At 59.0% G+C, this 19,030-nt stretch carries 19 protein-coding genes and 1 pseudogene; 17 read left to right on the forward strand and 3 right to left on the reverse strand.

All coding sequences use genetic code 11. The features are described from left to right. Positions 1–6 precede the first annotated feature (6 nt). Both QC816_RS07520 and hemC read right to left on the reverse strand, forming a co-directional pair. Positions 7–785 (reverse strand): annotated as a pseudogene (locus tag QC816_RS07520) (uroporphyrinogen-III synthase). Continuing rightward, positions 782–1,726 carry a hydroxymethylbilane synthase gene (gene hemC / locus QC816_RS07525; RefSeq protein ID WP_085918070.1) on the reverse strand — a complete coding sequence of 315 codons (945 nt, stop codon included), beginning with the start codon at positions 1,724–1,726 and terminating at the stop codon, positions 782–784. The pseudogene QC816_RS07520 and the gene hemC overlap by 4 nt, the downstream one beginning before the upstream one ends. Before the next feature lie 138 nt (positions 1,727–1,864). Between hemC and QC816_RS07530 the strand changes: the two genes are divergently transcribed. The 8 genes from QC816_RS07530 (at position 1,865) to QC816_RS07565 (ending at position 10,041) form a co-directional block, all read left to right on the forward strand. After that, positions 1,865–3,916, forward strand: a complete 2,052-nt coding sequence (locus QC816_RS07530) for a putative bifunctional diguanylate cyclase/phosphodiesterase (protein ID WP_309781513.1) — start codon at positions 1,865–1,867, stop codon at positions 3,914–3,916. 104 nt (positions 3,917–4,020) lie between these two features. Beyond that, the gene (gene argH / locus QC816_RS07535) at positions 4,021–5,427 is read left to right on the forward strand and encodes an argininosuccinate lyase (protein ID WP_199284267.1); all 1,407 of its coding nucleotides are present in this window, start codon (positions 4,021–4,023) and stop codon (positions 5,425–5,427) included. Next, on the forward strand, positions 5,424–5,534 hold the full coding sequence (gene lptM, locus QC816_RS07540) for an LPS translocon maturation chaperone LptM (protein WP_082925969.1): 111 nt from the start codon (positions 5,424–5,426) through the stop codon (positions 5,532–5,534). Before argH ends, lptM begins: the two co-directional genes overlap by 4 nt. Further along, complete coding sequence (gene lysA, locus QC816_RS07545) at positions 5,535–6,806, forward strand: diaminopimelate decarboxylase (protein ID WP_309781514.1); 1,272 nt, start codon at positions 5,535–5,537, stop codon at positions 6,804–6,806. After that, the gene (gene dapF / locus QC816_RS07550) at positions 6,806–7,639 is read left to right on the forward strand and encodes a diaminopimelate epimerase (RefSeq protein WP_309781515.1); all 834 of its coding nucleotides are present in this window, start codon (positions 6,806–6,808) and stop codon (positions 7,637–7,639) included. Before lysA ends, dapF begins: the two co-directional genes overlap by 1 nt. A 56-nt stretch (positions 7,640–7,695) precedes the next feature. Further along, positions 7,696–8,409 carry a DUF484 family protein gene (locus QC816_RS07555; protein ID WP_085918075.1) on the forward strand — a complete coding sequence of 238 codons (714 nt, stop codon included), beginning with the start codon at positions 7,696–7,698 and terminating at the stop codon, positions 8,407–8,409. Next, positions 8,402–9,307, forward strand: a complete 906-nt coding sequence (locus tag QC816_RS07560; RefSeq protein ID WP_309781516.1) for a tyrosine recombinase XerC — start codon at positions 8,402–8,404, stop codon at positions 9,305–9,307. Before QC816_RS07555 ends, QC816_RS07560 begins: the two co-directional genes overlap by 8 nt. Next, positions 9,304–10,041: an HAD family hydrolase gene (locus tag QC816_RS07565; RefSeq protein WP_085918077.1), complete on the forward strand. Its 738-nt coding sequence runs from the start codon at positions 9,304–9,306 to the stop codon at positions 10,039–10,041. Before QC816_RS07560 ends, QC816_RS07565 begins: the two co-directional genes overlap by 4 nt. Here the strand turns inward: QC816_RS07565 and yihA are convergent. Beyond that, a complete protein-coding gene (yihA, locus tag QC816_RS07570; protein WP_085918078.1) occupies positions 10,035–10,670 on the reverse strand; it encodes a ribosome biogenesis GTP-binding protein YihA/YsxC in 636 nt (211 codons plus the stop codon). The two genes, QC816_RS07565 and yihA, sit on opposite strands and share 7 nt — an antisense overlap. 216 nt (positions 10,671–10,886) lie before the next feature. Here yihA and QC816_RS07575 point away from each other — a divergent pair, with 216 nt between their 5' ends. The 9 genes from QC816_RS07575 to QC816_RS07615 all read left to right on the forward strand — a co-directional run bounded on the left by QC816_RS07575 (position 10,887) and on the right by QC816_RS07615 (position 19,007). Then, positions 10,887–11,507 carry a c-type cytochrome gene (locus tag QC816_RS07575; protein ID WP_085918079.1) on the forward strand — a complete coding sequence of 207 codons (621 nt, stop codon included), beginning with the start codon at positions 10,887–10,889 and terminating at the stop codon, positions 11,505–11,507. 108 nt (positions 11,508–11,615) lie between these two features. Next, the gene (locus tag QC816_RS07580; RefSeq protein ID WP_085918080.1) at positions 11,616–12,248 is read left to right on the forward strand and encodes a thiol:disulfide interchange protein DsbA/DsbL; all 633 of its coding nucleotides are present in this window, start codon (positions 11,616–11,618) and stop codon (positions 12,246–12,248) included. A 35-nt stretch (positions 12,249–12,283) separates the two neighbouring features. Then, the gene (locus QC816_RS07585; protein WP_309781517.1) at positions 12,284–13,090 is read left to right on the forward strand and encodes an endonuclease/exonuclease/phosphatase family protein; all 807 of its coding nucleotides are present in this window, start codon (positions 12,284–12,286) and stop codon (positions 13,088–13,090) included. 103 nt (positions 13,091–13,193) lie between these two features. Next, positions 13,194–13,751: a TRAP transporter small permease subunit gene (locus QC816_RS07590; RefSeq protein ID WP_085918082.1), complete on the forward strand. Its 558-nt coding sequence runs from the start codon at positions 13,194–13,196 to the stop codon at positions 13,749–13,751. Continuing rightward, positions 13,751–15,160 carry a TRAP transporter large permease gene (locus QC816_RS07595; RefSeq protein WP_085918083.1) on the forward strand — a complete coding sequence of 470 codons (1,410 nt, stop codon included), beginning with the start codon at positions 13,751–13,753 and terminating at the stop codon, positions 15,158–15,160. Before QC816_RS07590 ends, QC816_RS07595 begins: the two co-directional genes overlap by 1 nt. Before the next feature lie 177 nt (positions 15,161–15,337). Next, positions 15,338–16,450 (forward strand): TRAP transporter substrate-binding protein, encoded by a 1,113-nt coding sequence (locus QC816_RS07600; RefSeq protein WP_199284263.1) that lies wholly within the window; start codon positions 15,338–15,340, stop codon positions 16,448–16,450. Positions 16,451–16,566: 116 nt separating this feature from the next. Beyond that, positions 16,567–17,397, forward strand: coding sequence for a bifunctional hydroxymethylpyrimidine kinase/phosphomethylpyrimidine kinase (thiD, locus tag QC816_RS07605; protein ID WP_085918085.1), 831 nt, complete (start codon positions 16,567–16,569; stop codon positions 17,395–17,397). Positions 17,398–17,500: 103 nt separating this feature from the next. Then, complete coding sequence (locus tag QC816_RS07610) at positions 17,501–18,343, forward strand: universal stress protein (protein WP_309781518.1); 843 nt, start codon at positions 17,501–17,503, stop codon at positions 18,341–18,343. A 70-nt stretch (positions 18,344–18,413) separates the two neighbouring features. Then, complete coding sequence (locus tag QC816_RS07615) at positions 18,414–19,007, forward strand: chalcone isomerase family protein (RefSeq protein ID WP_199284262.1); 594 nt, start codon at positions 18,414–18,416, stop codon at positions 19,005–19,007. The last annotated feature ends 23 nt before the right edge of the window (positions 19,008–19,030 follow it).

Below are 19,030 nucleotides of genomic sequence, written 5' to 3' on the forward strand. Positions count from 1 at the left end.
CCCTTGTTAAGTTCCTTGATCGACATCGGCACCCGCTGGGTCTAGGTCCGAGCCAACGCGGCGATTAACGCCGGTGGTGTGGCCCCTGACGCCACAATGGGGGCGCAAAACCCCAGTCTTTCAGCCAGTGTAGCCAAACGGCGACTGGAAACGATTAGCGGTTGGTTCAACGCTGCCGGTTGGCACCATTTTGCCAGATGTTCTAAGAGTTCGCCGCTGGTGACGATCAACGCCCGGTAATTACCCGTTGCGAGCCGCGCTTTTACGGGGCTCGATGGTGTCAGCAAGCGGCGTCGGTAGACGGCCAAAGCGGTCACCTGCGAGCCGCGTTCGGCAAGCGTATCCGCTAATAGCGGTCGACCGCCTTCACCTGCGACTATCAATACGCGCTGGTGGGATAGCCTTTGCAGTGATGCCAAGCGCAGCAGCGCTTCGCTGGTATCCTCACTCTCACGCGGCGGCGGGACATGCACGCGCACGCCTAACTGGTCGTAAAGCAAGGCCGCTGTACTTTGACCAACGCTATAGTAGTCAATGCCGACCGGTAGCTGTGGCCAGTAGCGATCAAGCGCCTCGCTCAAGCAGCCAGCGGCAAAGGGACTCACAACAACGATCTTATGGTACTGATCAATATTTAGCCAAACCTGGCGCATGGTCGTGTCTTCGGGCAGCGCCTGAAGCTGCATCACGTCCAGTGTCTCAGCGTTGACGCCCTCGCGGCGCAGTGCCTCTGCAAGCACTGTCCCTCGAGTACCAGGCCGGGTGATCAGTACCGGTAGCGTCATATCTCGTTGCCGTATACCTCGGCCAGAATCTTGCCTGCTCCCTGGTCAAGCAGCTCCTCAGCGATGCGAATACCCAACGCTTCGGGTTCGTGCATCGAGCCGTGGCCCTCCGCGCGGAGCACTTCGGTGCCTTCCGGGTTGCCGACCAGCCCACGCAGCCACATCGTCTCGTTATCAAGGTCCAGCACCGCATGACCGGCAATGGGCACTTGGCAGCCGCCTTCCAGGCGCGTATTCATCGCCCTTTCCGCGCGAACGCGTGTGGCAGTATCAGCATCGTCCAACGGCGCTAGAAGTGCAATTAATTCAGGATCGTGCAGTCGGCACTCAATGCCAAGGGCGCCCTGCCCGCAGGCGGGTAGGCAGATTTCAGGCGGCATCGCCTGGGTAATGCGGTCGTCCAGGCCAAGCCGCTTGAGGCCGGAGGTGGCCAGGATGATCGCCTCGAATTCACCGCTATCCAGCTTGCCCAGGCGGGTCTGGACATTGCCGCGCAGGTTCAGAATGCTGAGATCAGGACGCGCCTCGCGCATCTGTAGTCCCCGTCGCAGGCTGGCCGTGCCAATGCGAGCCCCCTCCGGCAGCTCGTCAAGGCTGCGGTAATGGTTCGAGACAAAGGCGTCGGTGGGGTCGGCGCCTTCGAGAATTATCGACAGGCCCAGGCCTTCGGGGAAATGCATGGGGACATCTTTCATGGAATGCACCGCGATGTCGGCGCGACCGTCCAGCATGGCCTCTTCCAATTCCTTGACAAATAATGCTTTGCCACCAATTTTGGAAAGCGGTGTATCGGTGATCTTGTCGCCTCGCGTGGACAGCGGCACAAGTTCAACCTCAAGTCCGCTGTGCGCCGCCATCAGGCGGTCGCGAACATGCTCCGCTTGCCACATCGCCAGTTGGCTTTTCCGCGTGGCGATGCGTAGTTTGGTGATAGATGCCACGTTATTCTCCTTTTGCCGCTGACACGGCGCGTCAAATTATGATAGTTCTCATCATAAAGCACCCGGCTACCCAGTAAAAATAACCAATACCGCAAGTGATCTTGAATGCGTCCCAAGTTGCTTGCCTCAGGATACCCTATGACGCCCTCTGCACCGTATGGACAGCTGGATCAATTTTTCCTGCTTTCCCATGATTTATTTTTCTGTATTGACCTGGAAGGGCGGTTTTTGCAGGTAAACCCTGCGTTTGAGAACCTGCTGGGTTATTCAGCGGACGCACTCGTGGGTAGGCATTGTGGCAAGGTGGTTGACGTGCGGGACCACCTTCTCATCGAGACAATGTTTGAGCGCTTGATCCAGGGGCACGATGTTCCCATCTTCGAGGTGCGGGCCCGCTCGTCCTCACAGGCGCTTCACTGGTTAGAGGTCGATCCTTCGCTGGGCGACGGGGTGGCCTATGTCATCGCGCGGGTGGTGTCGGATCGCAAAGCCACCGAAAGCCGACTGAAGCTCCTCGAACGCAGCGTCGAGTCAAGTACCAATGGCATGATCATTGCGGATGCGGCCCATGCTGACTTGCCTATCGTGTACGTTAATACCGCCTTTGAGCGGATCACTGGATATACCCGCGAGGAAGCGCTTGGCCGCAACTGCCGTTTTTTGCAAGGCGACGATACCGATCCCAATACAGTCAAGCAGCTACGCCGGGGTGTCGCTGATGGTATAGAAGTGCATGTGGTGATTCGCAACTATCGGCGCAATGGCAGGCCTTTCTGGAACGATTTATACGTTGCTCCGGTGCGCGATACGTTGGGGCAAGTGACCCATTTCATCGGCGTGCAAAACGATATCTCTGAACAGCGCGAGTACCAGGCACAGTTGGCTTATAACGCCAGCCATGATGCGCTGACGGGGTTGCCCAACCGGACGCTGCTGACCCAGCGCCTGGATCAGGGATGCCTGGTGGCGCGCCGCTACCAGCGTCATCTCGCCGTGCTGTTTATCGACCTGGACGAATTCAAGCCGATCAATGACACCCTTGGGCATGAAGTCGGTGACTTTATTCTGATGGAGGTCGCCAAGCGGCTTGAAGAGGAACTGCGCCCCTGGGATACCGTAGCGCGTTTCGGCAGTGATGAATTTGTGGTCCTCCTGCCGGATCTGGCTCATCACAGCGACGTGATTCAAGTGGTTGAGCGGATTCTCAAACGATTGGCGACACCCTACTGGCATCAAGGCAGCGAGTTGCGCATTACCGCAAGTATCGGTGGGGCGATGAGCGACGGTACCCTCAGTGACCCTTCCCAGTTGATCCAGCAGGCTGACTTGGCCATGTACAAGGCCAAGCGTCGCGGGCGTAATACCTGCCAATGGTATACCGAGGATCTCAACCGCAAGGTCAGCGAACGGGTCAGCCTGCGCAATGCGATGCAGTATGCGATTGAGCAGCAGCAGTTCGAGCTGTATTTCCAGCCGCAAATGCACGGGCCCAGTGGCAGGGTGGTGGGCGTGGAAGCCCTGATCCGCTGGCCGCACCCTGAACGTGGCTTCATTCCGCCCGGGGATTTTATTGGCCTGGCGGAAGACACCGGGCAAATCATCCCGATCAGCGACTGGGTGCTCGCCACTGCCTGCCGCGTTGCCAAGCAACTGAACGAGCTGGGCCTGGGGCGAATCACCATGGCGGTGAATGTTTCGCCGATGCATTTCCAGCGCCCCGGTTTTCTGGAAACGGTTGAACGGTTGCTTGAGGAAAGCGGCCTGGCGCCGGAACTGCTTGAACTGGAACTGACCGAAGGCGTATTGATGGATAGCGCGGAGCAGGCCATTCAAGCGCTGCAGCGCATACGGCAGTTGGGCGTTCACATTGCCATGGATGACTTTGGCACCGGTTTTTCCAGCTTGAGCTACCTTAAACGCCTTCCCATTAACAGAATCAAAATTGATCGTTCATTTGTGCGTGATGTGATTACCGATCGCCACGATGCCGCCATCATTGATGGCGTTGTTGCCATGGCGGGAAAGATGGAGCTAGAGGTGCTGGTCGAGGGCGTGGAAACCGCTGAGCAGTTTGCCTACCTTGCCCAACGTCACTGCGACTACTTGCAGGGCTACTACTTCGCGCGCCCCATGCCATTGAACGCCCTGCTTGATTTCTTAGCGTCGCCCCCGACGTTGTCGACGCCCTAGGCATTGATGCCGTCGTGATAAAAACGGCGTGCCGCTCCCGAGGGCGACTCTGTTACACTTTCCGCTATCGACTCTAATTGTTTTGTCAGCAGGATATGCCTCCGATGAGCCAAGCTACGAACCAGTCTTGGGGCGGTCGCTTCAGCGAGCCCACCGACGCCTTTGTTGAACGCTTTACCGCGTCCGTCAATTTTGATCAACGCCTGGCGCGCCAGGATATCCAGGGATCTATCGCCCACGCCACGATGCTGGCGCGCGTCGGCGTGCTGACCGACGACGAGCGTGACGCGATTATCAACGGCCTGAGTGAGATCAAGGGCGAAATCGAGCGCGATGAGTTTGAGTGGTCGGTGCCGCTGGAAGACGTGCACATGAACATCGAAGCCCGGCTGACCGACAAGATCGGTATTACCGGCAAAAAGCTTCACACCGGGCGTTCGCGCAATGATCAGGTGGCCACTGATATTCGCTTGTTCATGCGCGACGCCATCGACGTCATAGAAGCCGAGCTTGTCCGCCTGCGCGAGGGAATGATCGAGCTTGCTGACCGCGAAGCCGATACCATCATGCCCGGTTTTACCCACTTGCAGACCGCCCAGCCGGTGACTTTTGGCCACCACTTGCTGGCCTGGCAAGAGATGGTCGCCCGTGACCACGAGCGCCTGCTGGACTGCCGCAAGCGGATCAACGTGATGCCCCTCGGTGCTGCGGCGCTGGCCGGTACCACCTACCCGATCGATCGTCACGTGACCGCCGAACTGCTGGGCTTTGAGCGCCCGGCGGAAAACTCGCTGGACGCCGTGTCCGATCGCGACTTCGCCATCGAATTCACCAGCTTCGCCAGTATCCTGTTGATGCACCTGTCGCGCATGAGCGAAGAACTGGTGCTGTGGACCAGCGCCCAGTTCGATTTTATCGATTTGCCCGACCGCTTCTGTACCGGCTCGTCGATCATGCCGCAGAAGAAAAACCCCGATGTGCCTGAGCTGGTGCGTGGCAAGACGGGCCGCATCTATGGCCACTTGATGAGCCTGCTGACCCTGATGAAGTCCCAGCCGCTGGCCTATAACAAGGACAATCAGGAAGACAAGGAACCCCTGTTTGACGCCGTGGATACCGTGCGTGATTGCCTGAAAGCGTTCGCCGACATGGTGCCGGCCATCGAGCCGAAAAAAGCCAGCATGTTTGAAGCGGCGCGCAAAGGCTTTTCCACGGCCACCGACCTGGCTGACTATCTGGTGCGCAAAGGGGTGGCCTTCCGTGATGCCCATGAGATCGTCGGTCAGTCGGTGGCCTATGGCCTGAGGACTGAAAAAGACCTTTCAGAAATGACGCTAGATGAACTCAAGCAGTTCTCGGCCACTATTGAGCAGGATGTATTCGAGGTGCTGACGCTGGAGGGCTCTGTGGCCGCGCGCAATCACATCGGCGGAACGGCCCCCGACCAGGTGCGTGCCGCCGCCCAGCGTGCCCGCGAGGCACTGGCAACCTTGAAAGGGGGGGCACTATGAAAAAAATTGCCTTACTCGCCGTGGTGGCCCTGTTGCTGGTCGGCTGTGGACAAAAAGGGCCGCTCTACCTGCCCGATGACGATAATGTCGATCAGCAGGAGGGTTAAATGGATCATTTTAACGACCGTGACGGCCTGCTTTTTGCTGAAGATGTCCCGCTTGACCGTATCGCCGAGACATACGGCACGCCTTGTTATGTCTATTCAAAGGCAACACTGACGCGCCATTTCCGCGCCTACACCGAAGCGTTGGGCGGCCATCCACACCTGATTTGCTACGCGGTAAAGGCAAACTCCAATCTCGCCGTGCTGGGGCTGTTGGCCAAGCTGGGAGCGGGTTTTGACATTGTGTCGGTGGGCGAGCTTGAGCGCGTGCTCAAGGCGGGCGGTGACCCGGACAAGGTCGTGTTTTCCGGCGTGGCCAAGCAGCCCCATGAAATGGCCCGGGCACTTGAAGTGGGCATCAAATGTTTCAACGTCGAGTCACGCCCCGAGCTCGAGCGGCTGAACGCCGTGGCGGGTGAGCTTGGCAAGGTGGCCCCGGTGTCGCTGCGGGTCAATCCCGATGTGGACGCGGGTACCCACCCATACATTTCCACTGGCCTTAAGGACAACAAGTTCGGCATTCCCGTCGACGATGCCCTGACGGTGTACGAACTGGCCGCAAGTCTGCCCAACCTGCAGGTCAAGGGCCTGGATTGCCATATTGGTTCGCAGCTTACCGAAACCGCGCCGTTTCTGGATGCGCTGGAGCGTTTACTGGTGCTCATGGAGCGCCTGCGCGAGCGTGGCATCGAGATCGACCATCTGGACCTGGGCGGCGGCCTTGGCGTGCCCTACCGGGATGAAACCCCGCCGCACCCGTTTGACTACGCAAGCCAGCTACTCTCGCGCCTGTCGCATTGGGAAGGCGGCGAGCAACTGACGCTGCTGTTCGAACCCGGTCGTTCGATTGCCGCCAATGCGGGGATCATGCTCACCCGTGTGGAGTTTTTAAAACCTGGCGAAACCAAGAACTTTGCCATCGTGGATGCCGCCATGAACGATCTGATACGCCCGGCGCTGTATCAGGCATGGCAGGCCATTGTCCCGGTGGATACGCGATCAGCGCGCGAAACCTCAATCTACGATGTGGTGGGGCCGGTCTGTGAAACGGGCGACTTTTTGGGTCAAGAACGCGAGTTGGCGATTGCCGCGGGCGACCTGCTGGCCGTGCGGTCCGCCGGCGCCTATGGGTTTGTCATGGCCTCCAACTACAACAGCCGCCCGCGCCCCGCTGAAGTGATGGTAGACGGCGAACGTTGTCATCTGGTCCGCGCCCGTGAAACGCTGGAAAGCCTGTGGTCCGGTGAAGCCTTGCTGCCCGAAGGAGGCTGCTAATGCTTTTGCACTTCACCAAAATGCACGGCCTCGGCAACGACTTTATGGTGGTCGACCTGGTCACCCAGCGCGCCCGCCTGCGCGACGAGCAAATACGCCAACTGGCGGATCGGCGTTTTGGCATCGGTTTTGACCAACTGCTGATCGTGGAGCCGCCCCGCGACCCTGATATGGACTTTCGCTACCGGATTTACAACGCTGATGGCAGCGAAGTCGAAAACTGCGGTAATGGGGCGCGCTGCTTTGCGCGCTTTGTCCGTGAACAGCGTCTGACCCACAAGCACGAAATTCGTGTTGAAACCGCTGGCGGACCGCTGGTGTTGAATGTTCAGCACGACGGCCTGGTGCGTGTCGACATGGGTCAGCCGCGCTTTAATCCGGCAGCCGTGCCGTTCGACGCCCCGGGCGACCAGCCGCTGCACGATGTCGAGGTGGATGGTGAAACGCTGCAACTGGGTGTGGTATCGATGGGCAACCCCCATGCGGTGCTTCAGGTCGATGACATTGATACCGCTCCCGTCGCGCGTTTGGGTCCGCTGCTCGAAGCGCATCAGCGTTTTCCTCAGCGAGTGAACGTGGGGTTCATGCAGGTGCTGTCGGCAAGCGAAATCCGGCTACGGGTATTTGAACGCGGTAGTGGCGAAACGCTAGCCTGTGGTACCGGGGCCTGCGCCGCCGTTGCCAGTGGTATCCGCCAGGGGCTGTTAAAAAGCCCGGTGCGCGTCCATTTACTCGGCGGCGAATTGAGTGTCGAGTGGTCGTCACCCGAGTCACCCCTGATCATGGTGGGGCCGGCGACGCATGTCTTCGACGGCCGGGTAGCGATTTACTAGCGCTTTTGAACAACCGATAGAGCAAGCAGTCTTTGACTAACCCAAGGAGAACGGCGATGTCCCAAGCCCCAGAACCGCGCAAAACGCTCGACCCCGATCAAGTCGCGTTTTGGCTGGCGCGTCATCCCGATTTTTTCGTGGGGCGGGAAGGGCTGCTGCAGCAGTTGCAGGTTCCTCATCCGCATATTGAAGGGGCGGTGTCGCTCCTCGAGCGCCTGGTGATCGACTTACGCCAGCGCGCCGAGACCGCCGAAGGGCGTCTTGAGCATTTGCTGGAAACCGCTCGCCATAACGAGGCCCAGTACCGACGGCTGCGCGAAACGTTGCTGGCGCTGGTGGAGGCCGACACGCGTGACGCTTTGGCCCAGGCGTTGGCCACGCAGCTTAGTGAGCGCTTCAACACCCCCGCCATGGCGCTATGGTGCCCCGCGACATTAAGCGACGACGAACCCTCACTCCCGCAGCCGCCCCGGCATGTGCTGGATCAGCATGCCAGTGCCCGGTTGGCGGCGTTGCTCGATGGCCGCACCAGTCGTTGCGCCAAACTCAGCGTCAGCGACTGGAAGTGCTTGTTACCCCACGTCAAAGCGCCACGCAAGGCGGGGTCATGCGCCATTTCGCGGCTTTCTGCGGGTGAGCCGCTGGGGTACTTGCTGATTGCCAGCCCCGATGCCGATCAGTACCGCGCCAGTATGGATACGCTGTTTACCGAGTACCTTGGCGATATCGTGGCACGGCTGCTGATTCGCCTGACGCCCACCCATGAATGACGACGCTACCCGCCAGCACGCTGAGGCGTTTCTCGCCTCGCTCGCACGCCACGCAAGCGAGGCGACGGTGGCTGCTTACCGCCAGGATATTGGCGCGCTGTGCGGGTTTATTGAGCGCCAGGACGACGATGCCGCCGCGTTCGACCAGCATCTGCTGCGCGCGTTTTTGGGGGAAGAGCGCCGCCGGGGGCTTGCGCCACGCAGCCTTGCCAGGCGCCGCGCGGCGTTATCGCGCTTCGCCGATTACCTGGTGAAGCAGGGCGTCATCGCCGATAACCCGCTGGATCTGGTCCGTACACCCAAGCAACCCCAGCACTTACCGCGCCCGGTGGATGTCGATACGCTGGCGCGCTTTCTGGATACGCCCCACGATGACTCGCCACTGGCGCGCCGCGATCAGGCAATGCTGGAACTGCTCTATTCGAGTGGGTTGCGCTTGGCGGAGCTGGCGTCACTCGACCTTGAGGCTCTTCAGGACCATCGCGTACGCGTGCTGGGAAAAGGCGGCAAGCCCCGCCAGGTGCCGGTGGGGCGTCGAGCCCGGCAGGCGCTGGCGGCCTGGTTGAGCGTACGCTCCCATTGGGCGCCTGACGCTGAAAAAGCGCTGTTTGTCGGCCAGCGTGGGGCACGCCTGGGGCATCGGGCGATCCAGAAGCGCCTGGCATTGCTTGCCATTGAGCGTGGGCTACCCGAGCATTTGCATCCTCACCGGCTGCGCCATTCATTCGCCAGCCATTTGCTCGAATCCAGCCAGGACCTGCGTGCGGTGCAAGAGTTGCTGGGGCATGCCAACCTTTCGACCACCCAGGTCTATACGCGGCTGGACTGGCAGCACCTGGCAACCAGCTATGACGCCGCGCACCCTCGCGCAAAACGCCGCCCACGGAGCGAGCCATGACCTCACTCAAAGCGATTACCTTTGATCTGGACGATACCCTCTGGGATAACAGCGGCGTGATGGCGCGAACGGAAACCGGGCATTACGGCTGGCTGCGTGAAAACCTCGCCGCTTGGTTGGCCGAACGTTGCTGGCCGTCGTGGGGGCTAGGGTTTGATCAAGGGCTTGAGGATTATCTGCAACGCCGAAAGCGATTGGCCTTGGAAGTGCCCGAACGACGTGGCGACTTTACCTGGCTGCGTTTACGTGCCCTGGAAGCGCAGCTCGAGACCCAAGGCTTGCCGCGCAGCGCTGCAACGCTGTGGGCCGCCGCTGCCATGAACGAATTCCATCGTTTGCGCGTACAGGTGACGCCGCACCCCGAAGCCGCCGAGTTATTGTCAGACCTTGGGCAACGCTATCGGCTGGCGGCCATTACCAACGGTAATATCCACCTCAAACGTCAACCGTTGGCGGGTTACTTTGAAGTGGCGATCGCCGCCGGTGAACTATTGGCCCCCAAGCCCGACCCCACGGCGTTTCTGGCCGCGCTTGAACGCTTCGAGGTCGCGCCGCACAACGCCATGCACGTGGGCGATTCCTGGGAAGAAGACATAGTCCCGGCCCTGCGGTTGGGCATGCACGCTGTGTGGATCAGCGAGGAGCGTCACGACGCGCTGCCCAAGGGCGTCCATCAGATTGGCCATGTGAGAGAGCTGCGCGGCGTGCTGGCGGCGTTGAAGACGCCCTATTGAGGCGTCTTCAACCACTGGTCCAGACGCTGTGCGAGGGTGTCGACCCCGTCACGCTTGAGCGACGAGAACAGTTGAACCGATACCAGGTCCTCCCACTCCTTCAGGCGTGATCGCACTTGCTGCAACGCCGCGTTGGCCGGGCCCTTTTTCAGCTTGTCGGCCTTGGTGAGCAGAATATGCACCGGCATGTCACGCTGGTCGGCGAACCCCAGCATCATCTGGTCAAACTCGGTGAGCGGATGGCGTACATCCATCAACAGCACCAACCCGCGCAGGCTGAAGCGGCCGCGCAGGTAGTCAGACATGTGCTGCTGCCATTCCAGCTTGACCGTTTCGGGGACTTTGGCGTAACCATATCCGGGGAGATCGACCAGGCGGTATGCCTCATCATTCATGACGCTAAAGAAGTTGATTAACTGGGTGCGCCCCGGCGTACGCGAGGTGCGGGCCAGCGCTTTCTGCTGGGTAAGGGCATTGATCGCACTGGATTTCCCGGCGTTCGAGCGCCCGGCAAACGCGACTTCGGCACCGGTATCGTCCGGGCAGAGGGCGAGTGTAGGCGCGCTGGTCATAAATTGCGCGGTGGGGTAATTAAGTCGCACAGCTGAACTATCATGGGGGGTAGGCATGGCATTAATCCTGACAAACAAAGATAAAAACAATCAATAAGGTGACCAACAATGCGCGACAAGATTTCTGCAATTTGGAGGCTTCGCTATACTGCACACAAATGGGTTTCTATGGCCCGCGGGTAGTGTAACACCGTGCTCTGCCGGGCAGCGACCAACGTGTCAGCTTGTGTGTCGTGCGGAGGCTTTGATAACACCAACCATAATGGAATTGCGATGAGAACATTACTGGCAAGCCTGGCCATTTCCCTGGGTGCCGCGGGGAGCGCTGCGGCAGATCCTCGGTCGGAGGCTGACGCGGCCGCCGGTGAAACCCTGGCAACGCCCTGTGCGGCTTGTCACGGGCAAGCTGGTATCAGCCCTACACCGACATTTCCTCATTTGGCGGGCCAGCAGATGTCGTACCTTGCCAAACAAATCATGGATATTCGTGATGGCCGCCGTGAGGTGCCGCAGATGGCGGGTCAGGTGGATAATTTTGATGACCAGGACGCCTGGGACGTGGCCGCTTTTTACGCCGGGCAGGAGCCTCATCTTGGCCAGGCGGATGATGACGAAGCGCTGTTGGCCCGTGGTGAAGAGCTGTACCGGGCCGGTGACAGGGAGAATGGCATTCCGGCCTGCAGTGCCTGCCATACGCCGACCGGCCGGGGAATAGGCAGTGCGGCTTATCCAGCACTCTCGGGGCTGCAAATCGATTACACGGTCAGCACCCTGCAGGACTTTGCCGCCGGCGACAGGGACAACGACCCTAACGGCGTGATGCGTGATATCGCGACAAAAATGAGCGATGACGACATGCAGGCGGTAGCTAATTATCTGCTGGGTTTGAATTAAACGACCGCCCTCAATAAGCTCATGTTATTAATCACTTGTTTTGCCAAGCGTGGAACCCCAGCCGAACGCTGGGGTCACAAGGTCGCTTTCCCACGGAGAAAAGTCACTATGTTGAAAACGTTAATGGTTGCGGTTGCCGGACTAAGCTTGTCAGCGGCGGTCAGTGCCCAAGAGTTGGTTGAAGGACAGCACTACGAAGTGCTCGACGAGCCGGTTGAGACGCAGGTTGAGGAGGGGCAAATAGAAGTGCTGGAGGTATTCTGGTTTGGCTGCCCGCACTGCTATCGCCTGCAATCACATGTTAATGAGTGGTACGAAACCCTCGATGATGACGTGACGGTTGAAAAAATGCCGGCGACCATGGGCGGCGACTGGAATACCCATGCCAACGCCTTCTACGCCGCGAAAGAACTCGGTATTGAAGAGGACCTGCACGCGGATTTTTTCGACGCCATCCACCAGGACGAGCGTTCTCTGACCGATGAAGACGAGATCGCCGCCTTTTTCACCGATTATGGCGTTAGCGAAGAGGAAGCCAAGGAAGCCCTCACGGCCTTTAACGTTCGTAGCAACGTGAACAAAGCCAATAGCCGCATGCGCGATATGCGCCTGATGGGTGTGCCCGCGCTGGTGGTCGATGGTCGCTATGTCGTGACGCCAAGCAGCGCCGGTAGCCTTGAAAACATGCCCAATATCGCCGACGCCCTGGTTGATCAGGTCCGTGAAGCGCGCCAAGAGTAACGCTTTGTGACGCTGCATTCACCACGGGGTTTTGCATGAACGAGCTGGAGGCACACGCGCCGCTGCTGAGCAGCGGCCACTTGCGTCTGTTAACGTTTAATCTCCAGGTCGGTATTCAGACCTCGGCGTATCATCACTACGTAACGCGCAGCTGGCAGCATCTTCTGCCCCATCCCCAACGCTTGCAGCGGCTGGCATTGATGGCCGAGGTGATGGGCAGGTTCGATGTGGTCGGGCTTCAGGAAGTCGATGGCGGCAGCTTTCGCTCCAGCCGCGTTAACCAGGTCGAATACCTGTCCGCCAAGTCGGGATTGCCCCACCATTTCCAGCAGTTGAACCGCAATCTGGGCCGTATTGCTCAGCACAGCAACGGGCTGCTGTCGCGGATGGTTCCCAGTCAGATAGAGGAGCATCGTTTGCCAGGCGCAATGCCGGGGCGGGGTGCCATCCACGCGCGCTTTGGTGAGGGGCCGGATGCGCTGCATATCTTTGTCGCGCATCTGGCGCTGAGCCATCGCGGTCGCGTGCGGCAGCTCAACTACCTCAGTGAAATCATCCAGCCGCTGCGCCATGTGGTGGTAATGGGGGATCTGAACTGCACACCGGATCAGTTGCATGCCCACGAGCGCTTCAATGACGCCCTGCCGCTACACCCGGTAAAACCCCTGCTGAGCTACCCATCCTGGCAGCCGCGGCGAGCGCTGGACCATATTCTGCTCTCCCAGTCTCTCGAGGTGGTGGATGTGCAGGTACTGGATCATCTGTTCTCTGACCATCTGCCCATTGCCGTCGATTTGCCGCTTCCTGAAGCCTGTCTAGCGGCGATTCGCGCAAGCGTTTAATAGATAAGCGCGTCTCGCTGTTAAGGGACGCTGCAATGTCTGCGTATTTGCGCTATTGTCTGGGGCGCTGACTCCTCTTAGCCGTTTTACGCGAGACACTTCCATGTCGGACACAACAAAACTACCTGCGTTGATAGGTGCGCTGGACCGCGCTTCAGAGTGGTTCGGGCGATCCCTTGCGTGGCTGATCATCATCATGATGCTGATTCAGTTCGCGATTGTACTGCTCCGCTATGCGTTCAGCGTGAACAGTATCTTTATGCAAGAGCTGGTGATGTACATGCATGCCAGCGTCTTTATGCTTGCCGCGGCTTATACCTTTCGGCACGACGGTCATGTGCGGGTCGACATCTTCTACCGGGGAATGTCGCCACGCCGTCAGGCCCTTATCAATGTGGTGGGCATTGTGACGTTATTGATGCCGGTGATGGTGTTCATCATTGCATCGAGCATGGGTTACGTGGCCAATTCCTGGCGCATCCTCGAAAGCTCCCCTGATCACGGCGGCATTCCGGCCGTGTTCGCACTGAAAACCCTGATACCGCTATTTGCATTGCTGATGATCGTTCAAGGCGTCATTGAAGTTGTACGCAATGGTTATGTGCTGGCCGGACGGATAGCGCCCGCCGAAGATGATGACCATCATGAGGAGCGCCTTTGATGCTGGAATTCATGCCGATTGTTTTATTTGCCGTCATCTGTATTGTCCTGATGTTCGGCTTTCCCGTGGCGCTCTCGCTGGCGGGCACGGCGCTGCTGTTTGCCGGTATGGGGCTGGGCCTCCAAGCCATGGGAATCGATGCCAATTTCGATGGTGGCTATCTTGCCGCGCTGCCCAACCGACTATACGGCATCATGACCAACCAGACGCTGTTGGCGGTGCCGCTATTTGTCTTGATGGGGGTTTTGCTCGAGAAATCCAAAGTCGCCGAAACGCTGCTCGATGCCATGGCACTGCTGTTTGGTGCCATGCGCGGTGGCTTGGGTATCTCGGTGACGCTGGTAGGCATGCTGATGGCCGCATCCACAGGCATCGTGGGGGCAACCGTGGTCACCATGGGCCTGATGTCGTTGCCGACGATGTTGAAGCGTGGCTACAGCACCTCGCTTGCGACGGGGACGATTTGTGCCACCGGCACGCTGGGTCAGATTATTCCCCCTTCCATCGCGCTGGTACTACTGGGTGACGTTTTGTCATCGGCGTATCAGCAAGCGCAGCTGGATATGGGGATTTTTAGCCCGAAAACGGTATCGGTGGGTGATCTCTTCATGGGCGCACTGGTGCCGGGTTTAATCCTCGTGGTCATGTACATGGTTTACGTAGCGCTCATCGCATGGTGGCGCCCGAGCATGGCCCCCGCCGCTGATCGAAAGGAGTTGATGGAAGAGCTTGGTCACACCTCGGGGCTTGGCATGTTGCTGCTCAAAGGTCTGGTGCCACCCGTGGTGCTGATTGTGGCGGTGCTTGGGTCGATCCTCAGTGGCTTTGCGACACCTACCGAAGCGTCCGCCGTGGGCGCCTTTGGCGCCCTGGTGTTGGCGCTAGCCTATCGCCAGTTGGATATGGCGACCCTGAAAGACGTTCTGCGTTCGACGACCAACGTCACCACCATGGTGTTTCTGATTCTGATCGGGGCGGCGCTGTTTTCGCTGGTATTCCGGGCTTATGGTGGCGAGCACATGGTCACCGAGCTGTTTGAAGGTATGCCCGGCGGCGTGGTGGGCGCAACGATCATCGTGATGCTGGTTATCTTCCTGCTGGGTTTCATTCTCGACTTTATCGAAATTACCTTCGTGGTGGTGCCCATCGTCGGCCCGATTCTGCTCGCCATGGGGCTTGATCCGATCTGGCTCGGCATCATGATTGCGATTAACCTACAAACGTCGTTCTTGACGCCACCGTTCGGCTTTGCTCTCTTTTATCTGCGTGGGGTGGCGCCGCCGTCAGTGCCGACTTCGGCGATCTATCGCGGGGTGATTCCGTTTATCCTGATGCAGTTGGGCATGTTGCTGATGCTGACGTTCTTTCCGCAGTTGGCAACGTGGCTGCCCGCGCAGTTCGGCGGCTAGCAATAAGTTGAAAGTCGACGCTGCTATCAACGCAAGGACGTGACAACCTAGTACTTACGCAGTTAAATAACTCATTAACCATTTGCAGCAAGCCGCTTGGTCCAACGCCTGAAGCACATGGCTGAGCGGTGTTTTCCTACCCATAACAGTAATAATAGAAAGCTAGAGGGTTCATTTATGAAAGTAAAAACACTCCCCGTCGCCATTGCCATGACGACCGCCATGTCCGCCAGTTTGCTGGCGGTGTCGAGCATTGATAATCACGCCCAGGCTCAAGAAGAAGAATTCCGCTGGAAGATGGTCACATCCTGGCCGAAAAACTTCCCGGGTGTCGGCCAAGGCCCCGAGCGTCTTGCCGAGCTTGTGGATGAAATGTCGGATGGCCGCCTGACCATCGAAGTCTTTGGTGCCGGTCAGCTGGTGCCAGGGTTTGAGGTATTTGACGCCGTTTCCGACGGTACCGCTGAGCTTGGTCATTCCGCTTCCTATTACTGGAAGGGCAAAGCCCCCGCTGCCCAGTTCTTTGCCGCTGTGCCGTTTGGCATGAACGCTCAGGAAATGAACGCCTGGCTACACTTCGGTGGCGGGATGGAGCTGTGGAACGAGCTTTACGATGAATTTGGCGTCGACGTATTGGTGGCCGGTGCCTCAGGCGTGCAAATGGGCGGCTGGTACAACAAGGAGATCAACTCGGTTGATGACCTGGATGGCCTGAAAATGCGTATGCCAGGCCTGGGCGGTGAAGTCATGAACCGCATGGGCGTGGCGATCGTGAACATGCCGGGCGGTGAGATTTTTACCTCGCTGCAGTCGGGCGCGATCGACGCAACCGAGTGGATTGGTCCTTATAACGACCTGGCCTTTGGCCTGCACCAGGCGGCGGATTACTACTACTATCCGGGCTGGCACGAGCCGACCGTGATGTTCGAGGCGATCGTCAACGAAGAGGCAATGGCCGAACTTCCGGCGGATCTGCAAGCGATCCTGAAAACCGCGGTACGCGACGTCAATGCCAACGTGCTGGACGAGTACACCGCGCGTAACAATGATGCGCTGGAAACACTGGTCAACGAGCATGATGTCGAGCTGCGACGCATTCCTGATGACGTATTAGCGCAGGCACGTGAACACTCGGCAGATGTCGTTGCAGAGCTGGCAGAATCCAGCGAGATGGCAACGCGGATTTACGAGTCCTATCAGGCTTTCCAGGAGAAGGTCGAGGACTATCACGCGATCTCCGAACAGGCATACTACAACGCGCGTAACCCTGAAGGCGACAGCGCCGAATAATACGCTGAGCCTTGCATGAAATGGCCGCCTTCGGGCGGCCATTTGCGTTTTTAAGGCAGCACAAACGCCTCGGCTTGGGTATCCTAGCTGAATACTGTTTTTATCCGAGGATCCTCATGTCTACTGATTCCCGCCTGCGCAATGTGCTTACCATCGCCGGCTCCGACCCGTCCGGTGGCGCTGGGCTGCAGGGCGATTTGAAAACCTTCTCGGCACTCGGGGTCTACGGTACCAATGTGATTACGGCGGTGATCGCCCAGAATACCTGCGGTGTCGCCTCGGTATATCCGGTGTCGCCCCAGGCGATTCGCGAGCAGTTGGAGAACCTGCTCGACGATGTCGAGATCGATGCCGTCAAGATCGGTATGGTCGCCAGCCGCGACGTGGCCGAGGTGATCGCCGAGGTGCTGGGTCGGCGACGGCCACGCTGGATCGTGCTCGACCCGGTAATGGTGGCCAAAAGCGGCGATATTCTGGTCGATAATGAAGGTATCCGGGCGGTGCGCGATATCCTGGTGCCACTGGCGGACGTGATTACCCCCAACCTGCCCGAGGCCGCTGTTCTGCTCGACGCACCATCGCCCACCGGACTGGATGAGATGGAAGCGATGCTGCCGGGCTTGACGCAGCTTGGCGCGCCCTATGTGGTGCTCAAAGGGGGCCACCTGCGGGGCGAGACCTGCCCCGATTTGCTGGCGACGCCCAATGAGCACCGCTGGCTGCCAGCGTCACGGATCGCCACGGAAAACCTGCACGGCACCGGCTGCGCGCTTTCGTCAGCTATTGCGGCCTGCCTCGCCAAGCTCCCGGCAGGTGCTGAAAATGACGCCCCGGTTGCTGCGATTGCCGAGGCCAAGCAATGGCTGCATGCCGGTTTGGAGGCCAGTGTCAGGCTGAATGTGGGTAACGGGCGCGGCCCGGTGCATCACTTTCACGCCTGGTGGTAAAGCACAGCGCTGCTCGCCGGGGTGGCGTCACCGTTTAGCTTGCGCAATGGACCGTTGCGCACCATGCTGAAGGGTGTTGCTAGCAGGCCGAGGAGCGTTTGCGATGACCCGTACCCTACTGTTTGCCACTGACCTCTCTGCCGAAAACCGCGCCGCCTTTGCCAGAGCGCTGCGCCTGGCTTACGCCGACGGCGCGCAGCTCGATATCGTCCATGTGCTCGATCCCTACCTGCCCCGTCGCGTCTTTCACGAGGTTGAAGCGGCGGTGGTAGACGATATCGCCGCCACTCTCAAAGATGTCCGTGAAGATTACGCCCTCGAAGAACCCAAGACGCTGATCCAGACGGTGGCTGGCGCGCCTTACGTTGAAATTATCCGCGAGGCCCATGAGCGCCAGGCCGACCTGGTCGTAGTGGGTATGCATCGCAAGCGCGGACAGAAAGACCTGCTTGCGGGGACTACCCTGATGCGCATTATCCGCAGTGCGCCTTGCCCTGTGGTGGTTGCCTCGCAGCCGCCTACCCAGCCGTGGGGGGCGATACTGGTGCCCGTCGATTTCTCTCTGACGGCTCGGCACAGTCTGCGGGAAGCGTTGCAGCGTTTTCCTGATGCATCACTGACGTTATTGCATGCCTGGAGCTTGCCGGGCGAGCGTGAACTTGGCTCGCACCCTTACTATGCGCAATGGCGAGATCACGAGGTGACGCGGCTGCGCGAACGGCTCGCTCAGGAAATTGACAGTTTGATGGACGAGCTGGCGGGCGTTCCCGACGTTGAGCTGGTGCTGGAGCACGGCTCCCCGTGTGAGGTCTTGAATGCTTACATCAAGCGCCACACCCCTGATTTGGTGGTGATCGGCAGCCGCGACCAACCGCACCATGCGAGCCAGATGACCGATATGCTGTTGAGTGAGCCTCACTGTGACGTGATGCTATGCAGGGCGTAATTATACGGAACTTTTATTTGGTTTTTATGTAGTATAGGTACTGTCTTGCAACAATAAGAGGTGCCTTGCTATGTCGTTACATGTCGGTTTTCTCAAGCCTTGCGGGTATCGCGTTGGTGTATGGCTGGCGGGCGCGTTGCTGCTGTTTGGGTCTTCAGACCTTTGGGCGCAGACGGTCAGCGAAAAAGGTGAGCGCTTCGAGCGAACCCTGGAAGAGAACGGCCAGCGCTATGCGCTTATCGGCAGCGGCGTTTTTACCTACATGATCTGGACCGCCTATGCCGGGGCGTATTACCAGGCAGAAGGCGAGACTGATCCCCAGCCGCAAAGCGATATACCCCGCCGCCTCGAGTTAGCTTACTTCCATGATATCGAGGCCGAAGAGTTTGCCGACGCCACCACAGAAACGCTGCAAAAAAACCTGACCGCCTATGAGTACTCGCAGCTGGAAGCCGATATTAATACCTTTAACCAACGTTATCAGGATGTCGAGCCACAGGACCGCTATGTCTTGAGCTGGGACGGCGATACGCTGCGCTTGGCATTGAATGGCGAGATTCTATTCGAGGGCGGTAATGCAGAACTGGCCAGTGCTCTCTTTGGTATCTGGCTAGGCGAACGTCCTCTGGGTGAAGACTTCCGCGATGCGCTGCTAGGGCGGTAATCAGGTATTGGCAAGCGCGTTAT

This window comes from Vreelandella janggokensis (genome assembly GCF_031451615.1).
GTDB lineage: Bacteria > Pseudomonadota > Gammaproteobacteria > Pseudomonadales > Halomonadaceae > Vreelandella > Vreelandella janggokensis.